The 18,528-nt window shown below is 68.4% G+C and carries 16 protein-coding genes; 9 read left to right on the plus strand and 7 right to left on the minus strand.

Translation table 11 applies throughout. The features are described 5' to 3' along the window. Positions 1-165: 165 nt before the first annotated feature. A complete protein-coding gene (locus tag EO081_RS07095) occupies positions 166-1,293 on the minus strand; it encodes a PLP-dependent cysteine synthase family protein (RefSeq protein WP_311720570.1) in 1,128 nt (375 codons plus the stop codon). Positions 1,294-1,425: 132 nt separating this feature from the next. Here EO081_RS07095 and EO081_RS07100 point away from each other — a divergent pair, with 132 nt between their 5' ends. From EO081_RS07100 to EO081_RS07140, 9 genes are all read left to right on the plus strand, one after another. Beyond that, positions 1,426-1,869, plus strand: coding sequence for a DUF2946 family protein (locus EO081_RS07100; protein WP_129341147.1), 444 nt, complete (start codon positions 1,426-1,428; stop codon positions 1,867-1,869). Positions 1,870-1,924: 55 nt separating this feature from the next. Continuing rightward, a complete protein-coding gene (locus tag EO081_RS07105; RefSeq protein WP_129341148.1) occupies positions 1,925-3,970 on the plus strand; it encodes a TonB-dependent receptor in 2,046 nt (681 codons plus the stop codon). A gap of 17 nt (positions 3,971-3,987) precedes the next feature. Next, a complete protein-coding gene (locus tag EO081_RS07110; protein WP_129341486.1) occupies positions 3,988-5,307 on the plus strand; it encodes a PepSY-associated TM helix domain-containing protein in 1,320 nt (439 codons plus the stop codon). Between the two features lie 137 nt (positions 5,308-5,444). Then, complete coding sequence (locus EO081_RS07115; protein ID WP_129341149.1) at positions 5,445-5,759, plus strand: DUF3649 domain-containing protein; 315 nt, start codon at positions 5,445-5,447, stop codon at positions 5,757-5,759. Next, the gene (locus tag EO081_RS07120) at positions 5,756-7,336 is read left to right on the plus strand and encodes a PepSY-associated TM helix domain-containing protein (protein WP_129341150.1); all 1,581 of its coding nucleotides are present in this window, start codon (positions 5,756-5,758) and stop codon (positions 7,334-7,336) included. The genes EO081_RS07115 and EO081_RS07120 overlap by 4 nt, the downstream gene beginning before the upstream one ends. After that, positions 7,333-7,620 carry a DUF3325 domain-containing protein gene (locus EO081_RS07125; RefSeq protein ID WP_129341151.1) on the plus strand — a complete coding sequence of 96 codons (288 nt, stop codon included), beginning with the start codon at positions 7,333-7,335 and terminating at the stop codon, positions 7,618-7,620. Before EO081_RS07120 ends, EO081_RS07125 begins: the two co-directional genes overlap by 4 nt. Positions 7,621-7,735: 115 nt before the next feature. After that, positions 7,736-8,599, plus strand: a complete 864-nt coding sequence (locus EO081_RS07130) for a UDP-2,3-diacylglucosamine diphosphatase (RefSeq protein ID WP_129341152.1) — start codon at positions 7,736-7,738, stop codon at positions 8,597-8,599. Next, on the plus strand, positions 8,596-9,636 hold the full coding sequence (locus EO081_RS07135) for a glycosyltransferase family 4 protein (protein WP_129341153.1): 1,041 nt from the start codon (positions 8,596-8,598) through the stop codon (positions 9,634-9,636). The genes EO081_RS07130 and EO081_RS07135 overlap by 4 nt, the downstream gene beginning before the upstream one ends. 215 nt (positions 9,637-9,851) lie before the next feature. After that, positions 9,852-10,799, plus strand: a complete 948-nt coding sequence (locus tag EO081_RS07140; protein ID WP_129341154.1) for a family 43 glycosylhydrolase — start codon at positions 9,852-9,854, stop codon at positions 10,797-10,799. Between the two features lie 310 nt (positions 10,800-11,109). On the opposite strand, the gene recA is transcribed toward EO081_RS07140, so the two are convergent. From recA to smpB, 6 genes are all read right to left on the minus strand, one after another. Continuing rightward, positions 11,110-12,204, minus strand: a complete 1,095-nt coding sequence (recA, locus tag EO081_RS07145) for a recombinase RecA (protein ID WP_129341155.1) — start codon at positions 12,202-12,204, stop codon at positions 11,110-11,112. A gap of 167 nt (positions 12,205-12,371) precedes the next feature. Next, entirely contained in the window at positions 12,372-12,725 is a 354-nt protein-coding gene (locus tag EO081_RS07150) for a response regulator (RefSeq protein WP_129341156.1), read from the minus strand. 40 nt (positions 12,726-12,765) lie between these two features. Next, on the minus strand, positions 12,766-15,159 hold the full coding sequence (locus tag EO081_RS07155) for a hybrid sensor histidine kinase/response regulator (protein WP_129341157.1): 2,394 nt from the start codon (positions 15,157-15,159) through the stop codon (positions 12,766-12,768). Between the two features lie 93 nt (positions 15,160-15,252). After that, positions 15,253-17,346 carry a M13 family metallopeptidase gene (locus EO081_RS07160; protein ID WP_129341158.1) on the minus strand — a complete coding sequence of 698 codons (2,094 nt, stop codon included), beginning with the start codon at positions 17,344-17,346 and terminating at the stop codon, positions 15,253-15,255. 56 nt (positions 17,347-17,402) lie between these two features. After that, a complete protein-coding gene (locus tag EO081_RS07165; RefSeq protein ID WP_129341487.1) occupies positions 17,403-17,933 on the minus strand; it encodes a DUF2062 domain-containing protein in 531 nt (176 codons plus the stop codon). A 56-nt stretch (positions 17,934-17,989) separates the two neighbouring features. Further along, the gene (smpB, locus tag EO081_RS07170; RefSeq protein ID WP_129341159.1) at positions 17,990-18,472 is read right to left on the minus strand and encodes an SsrA-binding protein SmpB; all 483 of its coding nucleotides are present in this window, start codon (positions 18,470-18,472) and stop codon (positions 17,990-17,992) included. Between the last annotated feature and the right edge of the window lie 56 nt (positions 18,473-18,528).

Consider the following 18,528-nt stretch of genomic DNA (forward strand, 5'->3'; position numbering starts at 1 on the left):
CCTTCAGCGAAAGCTGGAAGCCGGCGGCGGCATCCGGTGAACCGTGCAGGCAAGAATCCGGGGCCAAGCAGAACAACGAACCGGCGTTCCGTGCCGCGGCTCCTGCCTTCGCAGGAGCGTGGAAGAGCCGGACCTAAAGCGTTGATTTCGCTTCGCTCTGTGACCTCAGGCGCCGGCCTGTCGTTCCCCCTGCCCGACCATGCGCTCGATCCGTGCCGCCTGCTCGGGACAGACGAGGCCGCGACTCGCCATCCAGGCGTCCGAGAAGCAGGTGGAGGCGTAGCGCTCGCCGGGATCGCACAGCAGCGTGACGATGGAACCCTGCTCACGCCGCGCGGCCATTTCCTCGATCAGCGTCAGGCAGGCGACGAGATTGGTGCCGGTGGATGGACCGCAGCGGCGGCCGAGCACGGCCGAGAGCTGCCGGGCGGCGCCGAAGCTCGCGGCGTCGGGCACGGCGATCATCCGGTCGATGACGTTCGGCACGAAAGACGGCTCTACACGCGGGCGGCCGATCCCCTCGACCAGCGTCATCGGCCCGTCCCAGGCGGTGACGCTGCGATCGGCAAAGTAGCGGTGGAAGACGGATCCCTCCGGATCGGCGACGCACAGCCGGGTGGCGTGGCCGCGGTAGCGCAGGTAGCGGCCGATGGTGGCGGAGGTGCCGCCGGTGCCGGCTCCGCACACGATCCAGGTCGGGATCGGATGCGCCTCCAGCGCCATCTGCGCGAAGATCGACTCCGCGATGTTGTTGTTCCCGCGCCAGTCGGTCGCACGCTCGGCATAGGTGAACTGGTCGAGGTAGTGGCCACCGGTTCCGGCCGCGATCCGCTCTGCCTCGGCATAGACGGTGCGCGGGTCGGCAACTTTGTGGCAGCGGCCGCCGAGATGCTCGATCGCGGCGATCTTCTCGGGCGAGGTCGACCGCGGCAGCACGGCCACGAACGGCAGCCCGAGCAGTCGGGCGAAATAGGCCTCCGACACCGCCGTCGAGCCGGAGGATGCCTCCACCACGGTGGTGGCGGCTTCGATCCAGCCGTTGCACAAGGCGTGCAGGAACAGCGAGCGGGCGAGGCGGTGCTTGAGGCTGCCGGTCGGATGGCTCGATTCGTCTTTCAGGTACAGGCGCACGCCGCCCGCCGCGGCCGAGAGCGGCACCTCGATCAGGTGCGTGTCGGCGGAACGCCGCTGCTCCGCCATGAGGCGCGCGATGGCGTCCGCCACCCAGCCGCGGTCACCGGCCCGCGCTCCGGGCGAATGAACTTCCCCGCCGGCTGTGTCGTTACCGAGCACGCATGATCCTTCTGTGGCACGAATTTGCAGGCGCTCGTCGCGCAACGCTTGGGACAGGTCAATGCCGCGACGTCGATCCCGGTCCAGAGCGCCGCGCGTGACTTGCCTGCGCCCTGCCAGTACAGCGGGTCCGTGACCGCGCTCCGCCGCCATTTCCTGGCCCATCGCCGATCGGCCGCCTGGCTGATCGCGGCGGCGCTGTTGATGCGGATGCTGATCCCGACCGGCTACATGCTGGTGGCGTCACCCGCAGGCATCCCGACCTTTGCCATGTGCTCGGGCTATGGCCCCATCCTCCCTGCGGCAGCCACGCATGGCGCCGGCCACGGTGCCCATGAGAGCCACGCGACCAAGGGCGGCGGGGAACACCAAGGCCAGCAGCACGAGGCCAAGGAGCAGCCCCCTTGCGCGTTCGCGGGGCTCGCTACGGCAGCCCTCGCCGCGACCGATCCGCTGCTGCTGGCGATCGCGCTGTTCTTCATCCTGGCGGCCGGGTTCCGGCTGCCCGTGCGGGCGCCGGTTGCGGCGAGCCCGTTCCTGCGTCCGCCGCTTCGAGGGCCGCCCGCAACCGCCTGATCCGCTCATCACTTCAAGGGCGCCCCAAAGCGGGCGCCGGATCAGGATTTTCTGCATGACCTTGTTTCGAACCGCCGCATGCGCGGCGTTCGTCGTTGCGGCCTGTCCCGCGGCGGCGCAACCGAGCGACCGTGACGTCGGGCGGGAGCGCTCCGTCACCCCCGCCACCGACACCAGCCTGACCGTGGGTTCGGTCGTCGTCACCGGCACGCGCGTGCCCCGATCCGGGGACGATGTGCTCACCTCCGTCGACGTGCTGGGCGGCGACCTCGCCCAGCGCCAGAGCGTGGACAATACATGGGAGCTGTTCGCGCGCCTGCCCGGCGTGACGCTTACCGACTTCAGCCAGGGCAATACCTCCGGCCGTTTCTCGATCCGCGGCTTCAATGGCGAGGGGGAGATCAACGCGGTCAAGCTGCTGATCGACGGCGTCCCGAGCAACGCCAACGACGGCGGGATGGTGTTCATCGACATGGTGATGCCGCTCGACATCGCGGCGGTGGAACTGGTCCGCGGCACCGCGGATCCACGCTATGGGCTCCACAACATCGCCGGCAACGCCAACATCCTGACGCGGATCGGCGGCACCTACCTGGACGCGCGGGCGCTGGCGGGAGCGTTCGGAACCTATGAGGGGCAGGTCTCCGCCGGCCTCGAGCGCGGCGGCTTCAGCCAGAACTATTTCGTCGGATACCGCGACACAGACGGCTTTCGCGAGCATGCCGACCTGCGCCGCGCTAACCTCGCAGGCAAGTGGTTCTATGACCTGGGCAACGCGCGGATCGGCGCGATAGCACGCTATTCGACCGCCAAGGCGCAGGAACCCGGCTATTTGACAAGCCGGGACAATGCGGAAGACCGCTCCACCTCCTACGCGATTTCGGAGACGGACGGCGGCAAGCGGCGGCTGGGGGAGTACAGCCTGCACCTCGACGCCGACGTCGCGTCCGAGCTGAGCCTAACCGCCAAGGCCTATGTCACCACCCAGTTCGACGACCGCTATGTGCGTTTCTCCGCCAGCGTGCCGCAGCAGCGGCGGCTGACGGAGGAGACGCAATATGGCGGGCTGCTCACGCTGCACTATCGTCCCGAGGTGGCGTTCCTGCACCGGCTCGGGATCGAAGCGGGGGCGGACGTACAGGTGCAGGACAACGAAAGCCGTCGCTGGCTGACCGAGCGGCGCGTCGCGACGCGGCAGACCCGCGACCAGGCTTTCGACCTCACCGTCTACGGCGGCTATGTCCAGGCGGTGATCGAGCCGACCGAGTGGCTGAAGATCACCCCCGGCTGGCGGGTGGATCGGGTGTCGGGCGAGCTTGAGGACGGCCTTGCTGGCACGCGCTACGCGGTCAACGACTATGGCACGATCAGTCAGCCCAAGCTCAGCCTGGCCGTGACGCCGCTGGCGGGACTGACCGCCTATGCCAACTATGGCCGCACCTTCCAGATGGGCGCGGGTTCGGGCGCGTACAAGGTGCCGCCGCGGACGACCGATCTGGCCCCTTCGATCAACACCGGCTGGGAGGCGGGAGTGAAATATACCCACGGCGACTGGCTGGAAGGGCGCATCGCACTGTGGCGGCAGACCGCGACCGGCGAGATCAAGCGCCGGCTGAACGATCCCAACGGCGACTTCGACAATCTGGGCGAAACCCGCCGCCAGGGAATCGACGTGCAGCTGAACCTGACCCCGCTGGCCGGGGTGAGCCTGTGGGGTGCCTATTCCTACCAGCACGCCCGCATCCGGACGCCCGATCCGGCAACCCCTGCCCAGGCCGGGAACTGGATCGACCACGTTCCGCAAAACCTCTTTTCCGGCGGACTGGACCTGGTTCCGGCGGCACGCTGGCGCCTTTCGCTGTGGGGCAATGGCCAGTCTTCGTACGAGCTTACCGCCAGCAACGATCGCGGCCGCTTCGGCGCCTATGTGGTCCTGACGGGCGAGGTTGCGTTCGAAGTGACGCCGCAGGTGGAGCTTTCGGCGCAGGTGAAGAACCTGGGCAACGAGCGATACGAATATGTGTGGTGGGACGGCACCCAGCTGCTCCACGCCCCGGCGGACCCGCGCGCGCTGTACGGCGCGGTGCGGCTGCGGTTCTGAGGGAGGCACGCGTGGCGATGTCCGCAGCCGCGACCGGCGGCCTCTATCGCGCAGTGTGGCGCTGGCATTTCTATGCCGGGCTGCTGGTGCTGCCCTTCCTCAGCTGGCTCGCGATCACCGGGGCCTTGTACCTCTACAAGCCCGAGCTGGAGCGGCTGATCTACCCCGATCTGGTGACGGTGCAGCCCATGGCCGCACCGCTCCCGCTCGGTGCCATCGTGGAGCGGGTACGCCGCGAAACCGGGAGCGTGATCGTCGAGGTGGATCGGCCCGCCCATGCGGACGAAAGCTGGCGGATGCTGGTCACCACGCCCGAGGGGACGCAGCGGACCGCGTGGGTGGATCCCTATCGCGGAACCGTGCTGGGGCTGACGCGCAAGGGCGGCGCGTTGCAGACGGTGCGCGATCTTCACAGCCTGATCCTCACCGGCCCCGTCGGCAACGCGCTGATCGAAGCGGTGGGTGGCTGGGCGATCCTGCTGGTGGTGACGGGCGTGTACCTGTGGTGGCCCCGCGGCGCCAGCCCCGCCTTGCGCGTGCGCGGGACACCGGCAGGACGCCTGTTCTGGCGCGATCTCCACGCCGCGATCGGGATCGTCGCCGGCGCGGTAGTGCTGTTCCTGGCCGTGACCGGCATGCCGTGGACCGGCACTTGGGGCAATGCGCTGCGCGGCACGATCGCCAGCCAGGGGCTCGGCCGTCCCGATCCGCCTCAGGCAAGCGCGATGCCGGGCCACGGCGCCCATGCCGGCCATGATGTGGCCGAGGCCCTGCCGTGGTCGCTGCAGGACGCGCCGATGCCGCATGGCACGCATGGCGACATCGGCATCGACCGGGCGGCGGCGCTAGCGGCCCGCCATGGCATGACGGCGCCCTGGGTGCTGAGCCTGCCTGCGGGGCCGGGCGCCCCCTATCTCTTCTCCAGGACGATCCGCCGGGCAGAGGACGGGCGCGCGCTTTACCTGGATGCAGGCAGCGGCCGCGTGCTGCAGGACGCGCGCTTCCCCGGCTTCGGCGCAGGCGCAAAGATCGTCGAATGGGGCATCGCCACGCACAAGGGAGAGGAATATGGCGAGCCGAACCGGCTGCTGATGCTGTTCGGATGCATCGCCGTGGTGCTGCTATCGATCACCGGCGCCGTCATGTGGTGGAAGCGGCGAGCCCCGGGAACGGTTGCCGCCCCGCCCCGCCACCCTGACCGCCGCGCTGCCCGGGCGCTCCTCGCGATGATGACGGTCGCCGGCGTCCTGTTTCCGTTGACGGGGATCACCATGCTGGTGGCACTCGCGATCGAAGGATTCTTGCGAATGGCTCGCACGAAGCCTTTACAGTTGTGACAGGCGCTTTATTGAGAACCACACGCAATAGCGGAGTGGGGAATAACCGTGATCGTGTCCTTCGGCTGCCTTTGGGCTGGGCGCCCTGTCCCGTTCGCGGCAGCATTCCCTAGCGTGCTTTGCGAGGGCCGCGGCCGGTGAGCGCGGCTGCTGCCCGGCACAACAGCGGTCGCCGCACCTCGCTGGCGCTCAGCGCCCGCATCGTGGCGGCGACGTTGAGCAATTATGTCGTGACCTCGCTGGCCACGGGGCTGCTCGCCCGCACCTGGCCGATCGCGCCGGCGCAGGCGACGATGGCCTCCACGCTGCTGGCGTTCGTGATCTTCCCGGTGATCGCGCTCACCGCCTTTGCCGTACGGTCACCATGGAAGCTTTGGGTGGGGCTGATCGCCGCCGCCGTCCTGCTGGGAGGCGGACTCTGGCTCTCGCTCGCGTCGGGAGGCCGGCTGTGAAGGACGGGTTCCGCCAGTGCATGGCGTGGCTGCACACCTGGACCGGGCTTCTGTTCGGATGGCTGCTGTTCGCCGTGTTCGCCACGGGGACGGCGGCGTATTTCCAGGACGAGATCACGCGCTGGATGCGGCCGGAGGTGAGCGGCCATCCCTCCACCGTCCAGTCCGCCGAGGGCGCGGTGCGCTGGCTGGGCGAACATGCCGGGGATGCGCGCAGCTGGTACATCACGCTGCCGAGCGCGCGCGGTGCGGAGACCATGGTGTTCTGGGTGCCGGGCGAAAAGGCGGGCGCCCCCGCCAAGCGCCGCGGACGCGGCCGCGGAGACACGCAGGCGGTGCTCGACGGAGAGGGAAACAAGGTCGCGGCGCGCGAGACGCGGGGCGGGTTCTTCCTCTACCGGTTCCACTTCGACCTTCACTACATGCCGGTGTTGTGGGCTCGCTATCTCGTGGGCATCGCCGCGATGTTCATGCTGGTCGCCATTCTTTCGGGCATCATCACCCACAAGAAGATTTTCGTCGATTTCTTCCTGCTGCGGTTCGGCAAGGGGCAGCGCAGCTGGCTCGATGCGCACAACGTGACCGCGGTGACGGCGCTGCCGTTCCACCTGATGATCACCTACACCGGGCTGGTGACGCTGGCGGCGCTGTACATGCCCTGGGGCATCGCCGCGAACTATGCGGAGCCGACCGGCTACTACCAGCAGCTGCGGGGTGAGGCGCCGCCGGTCGAACGATCCGGCGTCGCCGCCCCCATGGCGCCGATCGCGCCGATGATGGCAGAGGCGCAGCGGCGCTGGAATGGTGCCGACGTGGGCGTGGTCACCGTCGCCAACCCGGGGGACAGCACCGCGACCGTGACGCTCGTCCGCGCGATGGGGAGCGGCATCGGCACCCGCGGGCCCTCCGTCACCTTTTCGGGCGCCACCGGCACGCTCACGTCGGCGAGCCCGGCGCAGGGCGGCGCGGCCGCGACCGAGAGCGTGATGGTCGGCCTTCATGCCGGGCGGTTCGCCGACATCGGCCTTCGCTGGTTCTACTTCCTCTCCGGCGTGGGCGGCACGATCATGGTCGGCAGCGGCCTGGTGCTGTGGACGGTGAAGCGGCGGGCAAAGCTGCCCGACCCGGCCCGGCCGCACTTCGGCTTTCGCCTGGTGGAACGCCTCAACATCGCGGCGATCGGCGGGCTGATGGCAGGCATGGCCTCCTATTTCCTCGCGAACCGCCTGCTGCCGGTGCAGATGGATGGCCGCGCGGATTGGGAAATCCACTGCATGTTCATCGTCTGGGGCGCCTCGCTCGTGTGGGCGATCGCCCGTCCGGCCCGCCGCGCCTGGGTAGAGGTGCTGACGGTCGGCGCGATGCTCTACGCCGCCATCCCGGTGGTCAACGCCGTCACCACGTCGCGCAATCCGATCGCGAGCATCGCCGCTGGCGACTGGCTGTTCCCGAGCTTCGACCTGGTGATGCTGGCCATCGCGGCGGCGCTCGGCTGGAGCGCGCGCAAGGTTCACCGCAGCGCAGTCAAGGCAAGCGGCCTTCGCACGCCGCGTGCAAAGGAGCTCGCACTCGCATGATCCACCTGCTGCTCTTCCTGGTAGCGGCGCTGAGCTTCAGCGCCCTGATGCACGGCCTGCCACGGCATCAGGGGCCCCTGCTGCATCGCATGCTGCCGCGGCAGGCGAGTCGGCGGCTGCGGATCGCCGGGTGGACGGGGATCGCGCTCGGCACCGCACTGGCGATGCAGGCGTTCGGCTGGAGCTATGGCCTGGTCGTCTGGCTGGGTGCCTGCACCCTCGGCGCAGTCGCTTCGGTGCTGCACCTCGGCTTTCGCATCCAGTCGCGGCGGCACGTGCGCTGATCGCCTCCCGTGACACGGGGGTGACCGCGCGATGACGGCGGCGTCACCCGATTGCAACGCTCCCGTAGCCTGTCGTTCCTAAAGCTCCCGTCGGCTCGACGATGGGAGTTCGCACATGCCGCGCACCGCACTCGCCCCCGCCTTCAAGACCCTTCCCGACTGGATCGCCGAACCGGAATCCTACACGCCCGGCGCGCCGCGGCGGGCGTATCGGACGGTGTTCGTGTCCGACGTCCACCTGGGCACGCCCGGCAGCAGCGCCCGCGCGCTGGTGGAGTTCCTGCGCTGCGTCGAATGCGAGACGCTCTACTTGGTCGGCGACATCATCGACGGCTGGCAGATCCGCAAAGGCTGGTACTGGCCGGCCAGCCACAACGACGTGGTTCGCACCATCCTGAAGTTCGCGCGGCGCGGCACGCGCGTCGTCTACCTGCCCGGCAACCACGACGAAGCCTTTCGCGACTATGTCGGGCTGGAGTTCGGCGGCGTCGAGCTGCTGGACGAGGACATCCACACCACCGCGGATGGTCGCCGCCTGCTGGTGCTGCACGGCGACCAGTTCGACGGCGTGGTGCTCTACGCGCGCTGGCTCGCCTTCCTGGGCGACCATGCCTACACGCTGCTGCTGAAGGCGAACCGGCTGTGGAACGCGGGCCGGCGGCGCATGGGCCTGCCCTATTGGTCGCTCTCCGCCTACGCCAAGAACCGGGTCAAGAACGCGGTCAGCTTCATCTCCCGCTTCGAGGAGACGGTCGCCCATGCCGCCGCCGAACGCGGCGTCGACGGGGTCGTCTGCGGCCACATCCATACCGCCGAGATCCGCCGGATCGGCGACGTGACCTATTACAACGACGGCGATTGGGTGGAGAGCTGCACCGCCCTCGTGGAGCACGCCGACGGCCGCATGGCTTTGATCGACTGGCATGCCGAAACCGCCATCGCTGCGGCAGGGCGCGCTGATAGGGCGATCCCGGCATGAGGATCGCGATCGTCAGCGACGCCTGGGCGCCGCAGGTGAACGGCGTCGTCCGCACGCTCGCCGCCACAATCAACGAGTTGCGCCGACGGGGGCATGCGGTGGAGACCGTGACCCCGGACGGGTTCGTCACCTGGGCATGCCCGGGCTATCGCGAGATCCGCTTGGCGTTCGGCCAATCCTGGGCAGTGGCGCACCGGCTGGAGCGGTTCCGTCCGCAGGCGGTGCATATCGCCACCGAGGGGCCGCTCGGCTGGGCGGCGCGGCGCTGGTGCCTCGATCGCGGCCAGCGCTTCACCACCTCGTTCCACACCAACTTCCCCGACTATCTGGCGCTGCGGACGCATCTGCCGGCGCGTTGCTTCTGGCCCGCATTCCGGCGGTTCCACCAGCCCTCCAGCGCCGTGCTGGCCGCAACTGCCTCCGTATCCGCGCGGCTTGCGGCGCAGGGAATCCTTCAAACGCGCTTGTGGTCACGCGGGGTGGATCCGTCGATCTTCCATCCCCGCGCTGCGCGGTCGAGCGCACCAAATTCGTCGGGCCCCCTGCTGCTCCATGTCGGTCGCGTGGCGGTGGAGAAGAATCTGGAGGCGTTCCTCGCGCTGGACGTGCCCGGGACCAAGCTGGTGGTCGGCGATGGGCCGGCACGGCAGATGCTGGCGACGCGCTATCCGAAGGCGCGATTCCTGGGCACGCTGCACGGGTCGGCGCTTGCGGACGCCTATCGCGCAGCCGATGTGCTGGTCTTCCCCAGCCGTACCGACACCTTCGGCCTCGTGATGATCGAGGCGCTGGCCTGCGGTACGCCGGTCGCAGCCTTTCCGGTCGAAGGCCCGATCGACATCCTGGGCCCCGAAGGAAAAGGCCTTCGCAGTCGACGAATCGGCGCTGTGGACCAGGACCTGGCAAGCGCGATCCGCGTCGCGCTTACGGCAGACCGCGACGCCTGCGCAGCGGAAGGCCAGCGCTACGGATGGTCGGCGTGCACCGACCAGTTCCTCGCCCACCTGGCCGCCGATCGGGACGCACTGGCGGGTTAGATCGGCGCCCTCCTGACTCCAGCAGTCGATTTCCTGACCGAGCAGCGGCAACGCGCCGAGGATAGTCGACGCTGCGGGCTGGTACGTCGAAGCGATGGACACAGTCCGCAGCCTCACACTGGCGCAGACGGCTTCGCATTTCCGCGGAAGGTCCAACCAAGAAGTCGTCTCGAACACCCTTGCGCTGCGAGCGGCTGCACCGGCACATTGGCGGGATGACGTACAATTTTCTCTCTTACCGCCGCCGTAGCACGCTTGCAGGCGCGGCGGCCCCCCTGCTCCTCTCCGCCGCGGCCGGGGTGGCCCAGGAGGTGCCCTCGGTCTTCGCCGGTGCCGACCCTTCCGCGATGGTGGCGGAGGGCAAGATGTGGATCTATCCGACCGGCGGGGATGGCCTTCAGGCCTGGTCCACGGCCGACCGGCGACATTGGACGAAGCACGCGCTGCTGCGGCTGAAGGACATTCGCTGGACCAAGGCGGACGGGGCGCCGGTGCACTATCTCTGGGCGCCGGACATGGTCCTCGACCGGGGCCGCTACTATTTCTACTATTCGATCGGCCCGCAGAATCCGACGCCGAGCCGGCTGGGCGTGGCCATCTGCTCCAGCCCTGCCGGCCCGTGTACGGACAGCGGCAAGCCGCTGCTGACGGGCGGCGACGGCTTCGAGGCGATCGACCCCACCGTGTTCATCGATCCCAGATCCGGACGCCGACTGCTCTATGCGGGGGGCAGCGCCGGCGCGAAGCTGCGGGTGTTCGAGCTCGCCCCGAACATGGTGACGATCGCACGCGAGGTTCCGGTCGAGCAACCGCCGCACTTCACCGAGGGCGCGTTCGTCCATGAGCGCAACGGCATCTACTATCTTTCGTACAGCCATGGGCGCTGGAACCGCTCGGACTATTCCGTCCATTATGCGACCGCCTCCTCGCCGACCGGGCCCTGGCAGTATCGAGGCGCCATCCTGCAGGCCGATGCCAAGTACAAGGGGCCGGGGCATCACAGTTTCGTCCGCGATCCGAAAACCGGTGCGTGGCTGATCGTCTACCACCGGTGGGAAGGGCAGACCGGTGACGGTCCTTATGACGGGGAACGGCGGGTGGCGATCCAGCAGATCCGCTATGACGCTTCCGGGCTGATCCAGCCTGTGAAGATGAGCGACTGACGGGGGGAGCGCCCCTGCTCAGCCGAGCCGCCTGCTTGCGCGGAGATCTGGCCTCTGACGGACAGAGCATCGGTCGCCGCGGCCTTGGTTCGCTGCATGCATCGCTGAGTGGCGCCCACCATCGGGAGCATGAGGTGGAGGGCTACGCTGACCCTCCGCAACCAACCTATCCCGCAGGCTGCGTTGACGGCACGCTGTCAGGAAAGCGCCTCCAGCATCCGGCAGAAGGTCCTGCCTGCCGCGGGTGTCGCCATGAAAAAGGCCCGCCGGCGGTAGCCAGCGCGCCTTTTTTTAGCGCAACAGCGGGCGATCAGAGATCGTCGTCGCCGTCCTCCGCATCGGAGCCGGTCATCATTTCCTCGGCGACCTTTTCCGTACGCGCACGGATCGCGCGTTCCAGCCGCTCGCGGAGTTCGTCATTCTCCTTGAGGAAGGTCTTGGCGTTCTCGCGTCCCTGGCCGATTCGGACCGAGTCGTAGCTGAACCAGGCGCCTGCCTTCTCCACCAGTCCGGCCTTTACGCCGAGGTCGAGGATCTCGCCGATCTTGGAGATGCCCTCGCCGTACATGATGTCGAACTCGACCTGCTTGAACGGCGGAGCGACCTTGTTCTTGACGACCTTCACCCGCGTCGAGTTGCCGATGATGTCCTCGCGATCCTTGATCTGGCCGGTGCGGCGGATGTCGAGGCGGACGGAGGCGTAGAACTTGAGCGCGTTGCCGCCCGTCGTCGTCTCCGGATTGCCGTACATCACACCGATCTTCATGCGCAGCTGGTTGATGAAGATCACCATGCAGCGCGAGCGGCTGATCGAGCCGGTGAGCTTGCGCAAGGATTGCGACATCAGGCGGGCCTGGAGGCCGACGTGGCTGTCGCCCATCTCGCCCTCGATCTCCGCCCGCGGTACCAGTGCTGCCACCGAGTCCACCACCAGCACGTCGATGGCGTTGGAGCGCACCAGCGTGTCGGTGATTTCCAGCGCCTGCTCGCCGGTGTCGGGCTGCGAGACGATCAGTTCGTCGATGTTGACGCCCAGCTTCTTGGCATAGACGGGATCGAGCGCATGTTCGGCGTCGACGAAGGCGGCGGTGCCGCCGTTCTTCTGTGCCTCTGCGATGACGTGGAGCGCGAGCGTGGTCTTGCCCGAGCTTTCCGGGCCATAAACTTCGATCACGCGGCCGCGCGGCAGGCCGCCGACGCCGAGCGCGATGTCCAGGCCGAGCGAACCGGTCGAGATCGCTTCGACCTGCATCGCTTCCTTCTGGCCCAGCTTCATCGCCGAACCCTTGCCGAACGCCCGGTCGATCTGCGCGAGCGCCGCGTCGAGCGCCTTCTGCCGCTCGCCCGCAGCCTTGTCGTTGGTCGCTGCCATCTTGCTGTCGATCACCTTGAGGTTTGCCGCCATTCGTGGCCTCCATCGCTAGAGCAACCGCGCGAGCCGTTCAACGCGTTGTTGGCGATGTATTCCATTTGTTCTGCAAGAACAAGAGGCGAACTGAGGCCCGCGAAGGCGCGCGAGATCACGCCCGCAGGGGCGATCTCCTCCAGGGATGATCCGAAAAGAGGGGGGGCTCAGCCGAGCTCGGCGAGCGCCGTTTCCACGCCGTCCATCGTGAACGGCTTGGCCAACACCGGGCGGCTGCGATGCGCGGGCTCCACCGCGTCGCCCGAGCCGCCGGTGGCGAGCACGAAGGGAATGCCGGCAGCCGCAAGCGCGTCCCCGATCGGCCAGCTCTTCTCACCGCCACGCAGATTGACGTCGAGGATCGCGGCATCGATGCCGCCCTCCTCGATCCGGGACAGCGCATCGCTGACGCAATCGGCGGTGCCGGCGACGGACTTGCCGAGGATGTCGAGGAAATCCTCGAGCATCATCGCGATCAGGGGCTCGTCCTCCACGATGAGGATACGCTGGGGAGCTGTCATGCCCGTGCGTCTAAGCAGATGGCAGCGCGAACGCCAAGCCTCATTTCGTTGCCAGAACGTCACGGGCAGCCTCGCCAAGCTGCTGAACGGAGAAGGGTTTCGGCAGAAAGGCGACGTTGCCGAGATCGATCGAGCGGCGAAGCTGCTCCTCGGCATAGCCCGACATGAAGAGGATCGGCAGGTCGGGATAGATGCGCCGCACGTGCCGGGCCATGGTCGGCCCGTCCATCGCCGGCATCACCACGTCGGACACGAGCAGGTCGATCTGCGGGCGGTCGGCAAGGAGCTCGAGCGCGGCCTCGCCGTTCTCGGCCGTCATCACCTTGTAGCCCTGGCGCGTCAGCGCGCGCTCGGCGACCGAGCGGACCATGTCCTCGTCCTCCACCAGCAGGATCGTGCCGGTGCCCCAGATGTCGCTGGGCCGCTCGCGCCGTGGCTGCACGGGCGCGGGCGGAGCGGCGATCGCCGGCGCCGCATGAACCGGAAGATAGATGGTGAAGGAGGTCCCCTGCCCCACCTCCGACTCGGCAAAGATGTATCCGCCCGATTGCTTGATGATGCCGTAGACCGTCGAGAGGCCGAGGCCCGTGCCCTTGCCCACTTCCTTGGTGGTGAAGAACGGCTCGAAGATCTTGGGCAGCACCTCCGGCGAGATGCCGGTTCCGGTATCGGTGATGCGCACCGCGGTATAGTCGCCGACCGGAAGCACCTCGTTCTCCATCGCCCGCACCTCGGCCGCGCCGATCGACAGCGTCTCGATCACGAGGCGGCCGCGGCCGTTGGGGTTCTTGGCGACCATGGCGTCGCGCGCGTTGACCGCCAGGTTCACCACCACCTGCTCGAGCTGGCCCGGATCGGCGCGGACGGGCCCGAGGTTGCGGCCGTGCCGCACCACCAGTTCGACCGCCTCCCCGAGCAGGCGCTTCAACAGGTTCGAGACTTCGGAAATCACGTCGGGCAGCTGCAGTACCTGCGGCCGAAGCGTCTGCTGGCGCGAAAAGGCGAGCAGCTGGCGGGTGAGGCTCGCCGCGCGGTTGGAGTTGGCGCGGATCTGCTGGATGTCGTCATAGTCGCTGTCGCCGGGCGTATGGCGCATCAGCATCAGATCACAATGACCGATAATAGCGGTCAGTATGTTGTTGAAATCGTGAGCGACGCCGCCGGCCAGCTGGCCCACGGCCTGCATCTTGGTCGCCTGCGCGACCTGGCGTTTCAGGCGCGATTCTTCGCCGGTGTCCTTGAGGGTCAGCAGCACCGCGGCGTCGCCCAGGCCACGCCCACCGCCGATGGTGAGCGCGATCGGCTCGTCCGGATGGTGGATCAGCCGCACCGCCATGTCCGAGGCGTGCTGCGCCCCGCCCGCGAAACGACGGATCGCGTCTGCAAGCGCCCCCTTGTCCTCCCGCACCACGAGATCGCCCGGATAGAGCGGCGGCGCGTTGGTGTTGACGCCGGTCGCGCGTGCGAAGGCGTGGTTCATGTGCAGGAAGCGACCGTCGCGGTCGACCAGCGCCATGCCGACCGGGAGCAGCGAGACCAGCGCGCGGACGTGCCCCGCGGCCCCGCCGGAGATCGGCGCGGCCGCCTCGGCCGCGTCCTCGTCGAGCAGCACGACGAGTATCGGCGCCCCTTCATCGGGCAGAAACGGCACCTGGAGCAGCCGCAACGGATTACCGGCCACACCCTCGCGCTCGAAACGGATGCGGCCCTCGCCGTCGGTGGTGAGGAAGCGCGCGAAGTCGCGGCCGACGATTGAGCCCTCCTCATGGCCCAGGGCTCGGGCACGCAGCACGCGGTTGGCCGCGCGGATACGGCCATCGGAGCCGAGCAGCGCGGCCATGATGCCCGCGCCGCCCAGGCGATCACCAGGCGGGCCAGACAGCCATTGCTCCGCCTCCACCGAGGCCGTGGCGCGGCCGCCGCCGAAGAAGCGCCACACCAGCGTCCCGTCGCCTACGCGCTCGATCGCTGCTTCCAGCACGGTGCCGTCGGCCCGGATCCAGGCGGAGGCGCGGCCGTCGCGCCAGGCGACGCGGCCCGCGGCCGCAAGCTGCGCCGCGCCTTCCTCCTCGAGCGGCAGCCCCGGCGGGGTCGGATAGCCGCCGAACCGCTCGGCGAAGCGCCCGTTCGCGCAAACCAACTGTCCTGCGCGATCGGTGACGGCGAGCGCTTCCTCGCTCGCTTCGGCAAGGGCGTGGGCGAGCGCCCAGTCCGCAGGCGGTGCCTCGACCGGCGGTACGCTGGAAAACCGGTACCAGGCGAATAGCGCCGCAGGAGCGATCAGCGCCGCCGCCAGGAAGCCGGCCGCAAGCACGGGCTCCCCGACCATCTTGAGGACGAGAAGCGCCGCGACGAGGCCGATGCCGAGCGCGACGAGGAACGGGAGACGGTCGACCTTGGCCGGGCCGTCGGTGGCGGTGGAGACGCGTGCCATCGCCGCGTGTTGGGCGCCCTGCCGGGCACCGTCAAGCGGGCCGGCCGCAGGCCGGCGCGCGCCACGGGTGGCGTGGCGCGCGCCGGGGCGGGATCACCAGATGCGGACGCGCGCGTCCGGTGCCAGGTACAGCTTGCTGCCGGGCGCCGGCTTGAAGCCTTCGTACCAGGGGTCGAGGTTGCGCACCACCCAGGCGCGCTGCTGCGAGGGCGAGTGCGGATCGGTCAGCAGCCGCTGGCGAAGGTTCGCCTCGCGGTAGCTGCGCCGCCACACCTGCGCCCAGCCAAGGTAGAAGCGCTGCTCGCCGGTATAGCCGTCCACCACGCCGGCAGGCTTGCCGCCGAGCGCATGCTGATAGGCGTCCCAGGCGACGGTGAGGCCGGCGAGGTCGGCGATGTTCTCGCCCAGCGTCAGCGCGCCCTTTACGTGCAGGCCGGGCAGCGGCTCATAGGCGTCATACTGACGGACCAGCGCGGCGGTGCGCTCGTCGAACCGCTTCACGTCTTCCGGCGTCCACCAGTCGGTGAGGCTGCCGTTCGCGTCGTACTTGCGGCCCTGGTCGTCGAAGTGGTGGCTGATTTCGTGACCGATGACGGCGCCGATGCCGCCATAGTTCACCGCCGGATCGGCGTTGGGATCGAAGAACGGCGGCTGCAGGATCGCGGCCGGGAACACGATCTCGTTCATGACGGGGTTCGCATAGGCGTTCACCGTCATCGGGGTCATGTACCACTCCCACTTCTGGATCGGGCGACCCAGCTTGGAGAAGTTGTCGGCATGTGCCCAGTTGGCGGCACGGACCGCATTGCCCAGCGCATCGCCGGCGCGGATCTGGAGGTTGGAATAATCCTTCCACTTGTCCGGATAGCCGATCTTGGGCGTGAAGGCCGCGAGCTTGGCGCGCGCCTTCTGCTTCGTCTCGGGCGCCATCCATTCGAGCTGGTCGATCCGGCGGCCCATCGCCTCAGTGACGTTGCGCACCAGCGCATCGGCCGCGGCCTTGGTCTCGGGCGGGAAATACTTGGCGACGTAGACCTGGCTGACCTCGTCCCCGAGGGCGTCGCTGGTGAAGTCGACCGCGCGTTCCCAGCGCTGCTGCTGCTCCGGGGTCCCCGAGAGCGTCGTGCCGTAAAAGGCGAAGCTCTCCTGGTCGAAGGCCTTCGGCAGGACGCCAGCATACTGGTCGAGCGAGCGGACCAGCATCTGGTCCTTGAGGACTGACACCGGAGCTGCCGCAATCGCCTTGGCGATGCCTGCCACCGCGCTCGGCTGCGCCACGATCACCGTGTCAACAGTCGCGCCCATGCCCTTGAAATAGGTCGGGAAGTCGAATCCGGGCGCCTGCTTCTGAAGCTGCGCCAGCGTCAGCTTGTTGTAGGTCTTGTCGGCGTTGCGGCTTTCGACCCGGGTCCAGTGCGCCTTCGCGATGCTGGTCTCGTAGGCAAGGATCGCGGCCGCGCGCGCTTGCGCATTGGGCTCGCCGGCCAGGGTGAACATCTTGGCGACGTGCGCGACATAGGCGTTGCGCGTCTCGACCATCTTGGCGCCGGTGGAGAGGTAATAGTCGCGGTCCGGAAGGCCCAAGCCCGACTGGCTGAGGTTCAGCGCATAAACGTCCGGGTGCTTGTCGTCCGGGCCGACATAGCCGCCGAACGGACCCTCGATGCCGTTGACCGAAGCCTCCGCCGCAAGCGCGGCATAGCCGGCCTTGCCGGACAGCGCCTTGATCTTGCCGAGCCAGGGCTGGATCGGGGCGAGACCCTTGGCATCGATCGAAGCCTGGTCGAGATAGGTCGCATAGGCGACGCCGATCTTGGAGTTTGCGTCGGCGCGCACGCCGTCCAGTATCTCGCGGGTGCGGCTGCGGGACAGATCCTCCAGCACCGTGAACATGCCGAAGTTGGACTTGTCGGCCGGGATCGGCGTGGTCTTCTCCCAGGTGCCGTTCGCAAAGCCATAGAAGTCGTCGCCAGGCGCGATCGCACGGTCCATGCCCGCTTCATCGAAGCCGAAGGTCCCGATCTGCGGCTTGGCAGTGCCCGCGGCGTTGACCGGGCCGGTAGCGGCCTGACCGACGGCCTGGGTCTGCTCGGCGACGGCAGCGGGGTCGGCGGCGCCGGTGGTGGCGCACGCACCGAGCAGCGCAGAGCCGGCGAGCAGAGAGGATAACAGAAGCGAACGCCGCATGGTGAGTCCTTCACACTGGGTGGAATGCGGCTGTCTTAGTGGGCGGGGATCACCCGTCAATTCAAAGACGTATCCTCATGCTGTGCGGAACGGCGATGCCGGCGACGCCATTTGCGCCCGATCCACAAACGCCACCCGAACGCGCTGCCGAAATAGCCGAGCAGCGCCCCCACCAGGGAGAAGAACAGCAGCCCGACGAGCGTCGCGGGGCCCGCATCGACCAGCAGCCAGTCGAGCCAGCCGACATCGACCTGCGCGTGGGTGGCAAGCGGACGGCCGGGCACCTGCGCGTCGAACCGCAGCAGCCAGGCGCCGACCCAATAGGCTGCGACCCATAGCGGCGGCGTGGTGATCGGATTGGTGAAGAAGGTGGTGAGCGCCGCGGCCGGGATGTTTGCCCGAAGCGGCAGCGCCAGCACGGCGGAGGCCGGGATCTGGCCCATCGGGATCAGAATGCCCGTCACCATGCCAAGCGCGACGCCGCGCGGGACCGAGCGCCGCGTGAAGCGCCAAAGCTCGGGAGCAAGCACGCGATGCGCCACCGGGCGAAGCCAGCGGTTCTCCCCCATGCTTTCGCGCGTCGGCATGTTCGCCGCCGCCCACCGCAGGATGCGGACGCCGAGCTGCTTGTCGCGCAAGCGCGTCAGCCGCGATCGCGCAGCAGCCGCTGCTGCTCGCGCTTCCAGTCGCGTTCCTTGATGGTGTCGCGCTTGTCGTGCGCCTTCTTGCCCTTGGCGAGCGCGAGCTCGACCTTCGCGCGGCCGCGGCTGTTGAAGTAGATCGACAGCGGAACCAGCGTCATGCCCTCGCGCGCGACGGCGCCGTGCATCTTGTTGATCTCGCGCATGTTGAGCAGCAGCTTGCGCGGGCGCTTGGGCTCGTGATTGTAGCGGTTGCCGTGGCTGAACTCGGGGATGTTGGCGTTGACCAGCCACACCTCCTCGTCCTTCACCTCGGCATAGCTCTCGGCAATCGAGCCCTCACCGAAGCGCAGCGACTTCACCTCGGTACCGGTGAGCGCGATGCCCGCCTCGTAGGTGGTCTCGATGAAATAGTCGAAGCGTGCGCGCCGGTTCTCGGCGACGGTCTTGCGCTTGTCGAAGGTGGCGGGTCTGGGTCGGGCCATGGGAGGCCGGACATAGGCGCTCGCGTCGCGCAGGGAAAGGTACTCGACGGTGCGAT

The sequence above is a fragment of the Sphingomonas desiccabilis genome (assembly GCF_004135605.1).
Classification (GTDB): Bacteria; Pseudomonadota; Alphaproteobacteria; order Sphingomonadales; family Sphingomonadaceae; genus Sphingomonas; species Sphingomonas desiccabilis.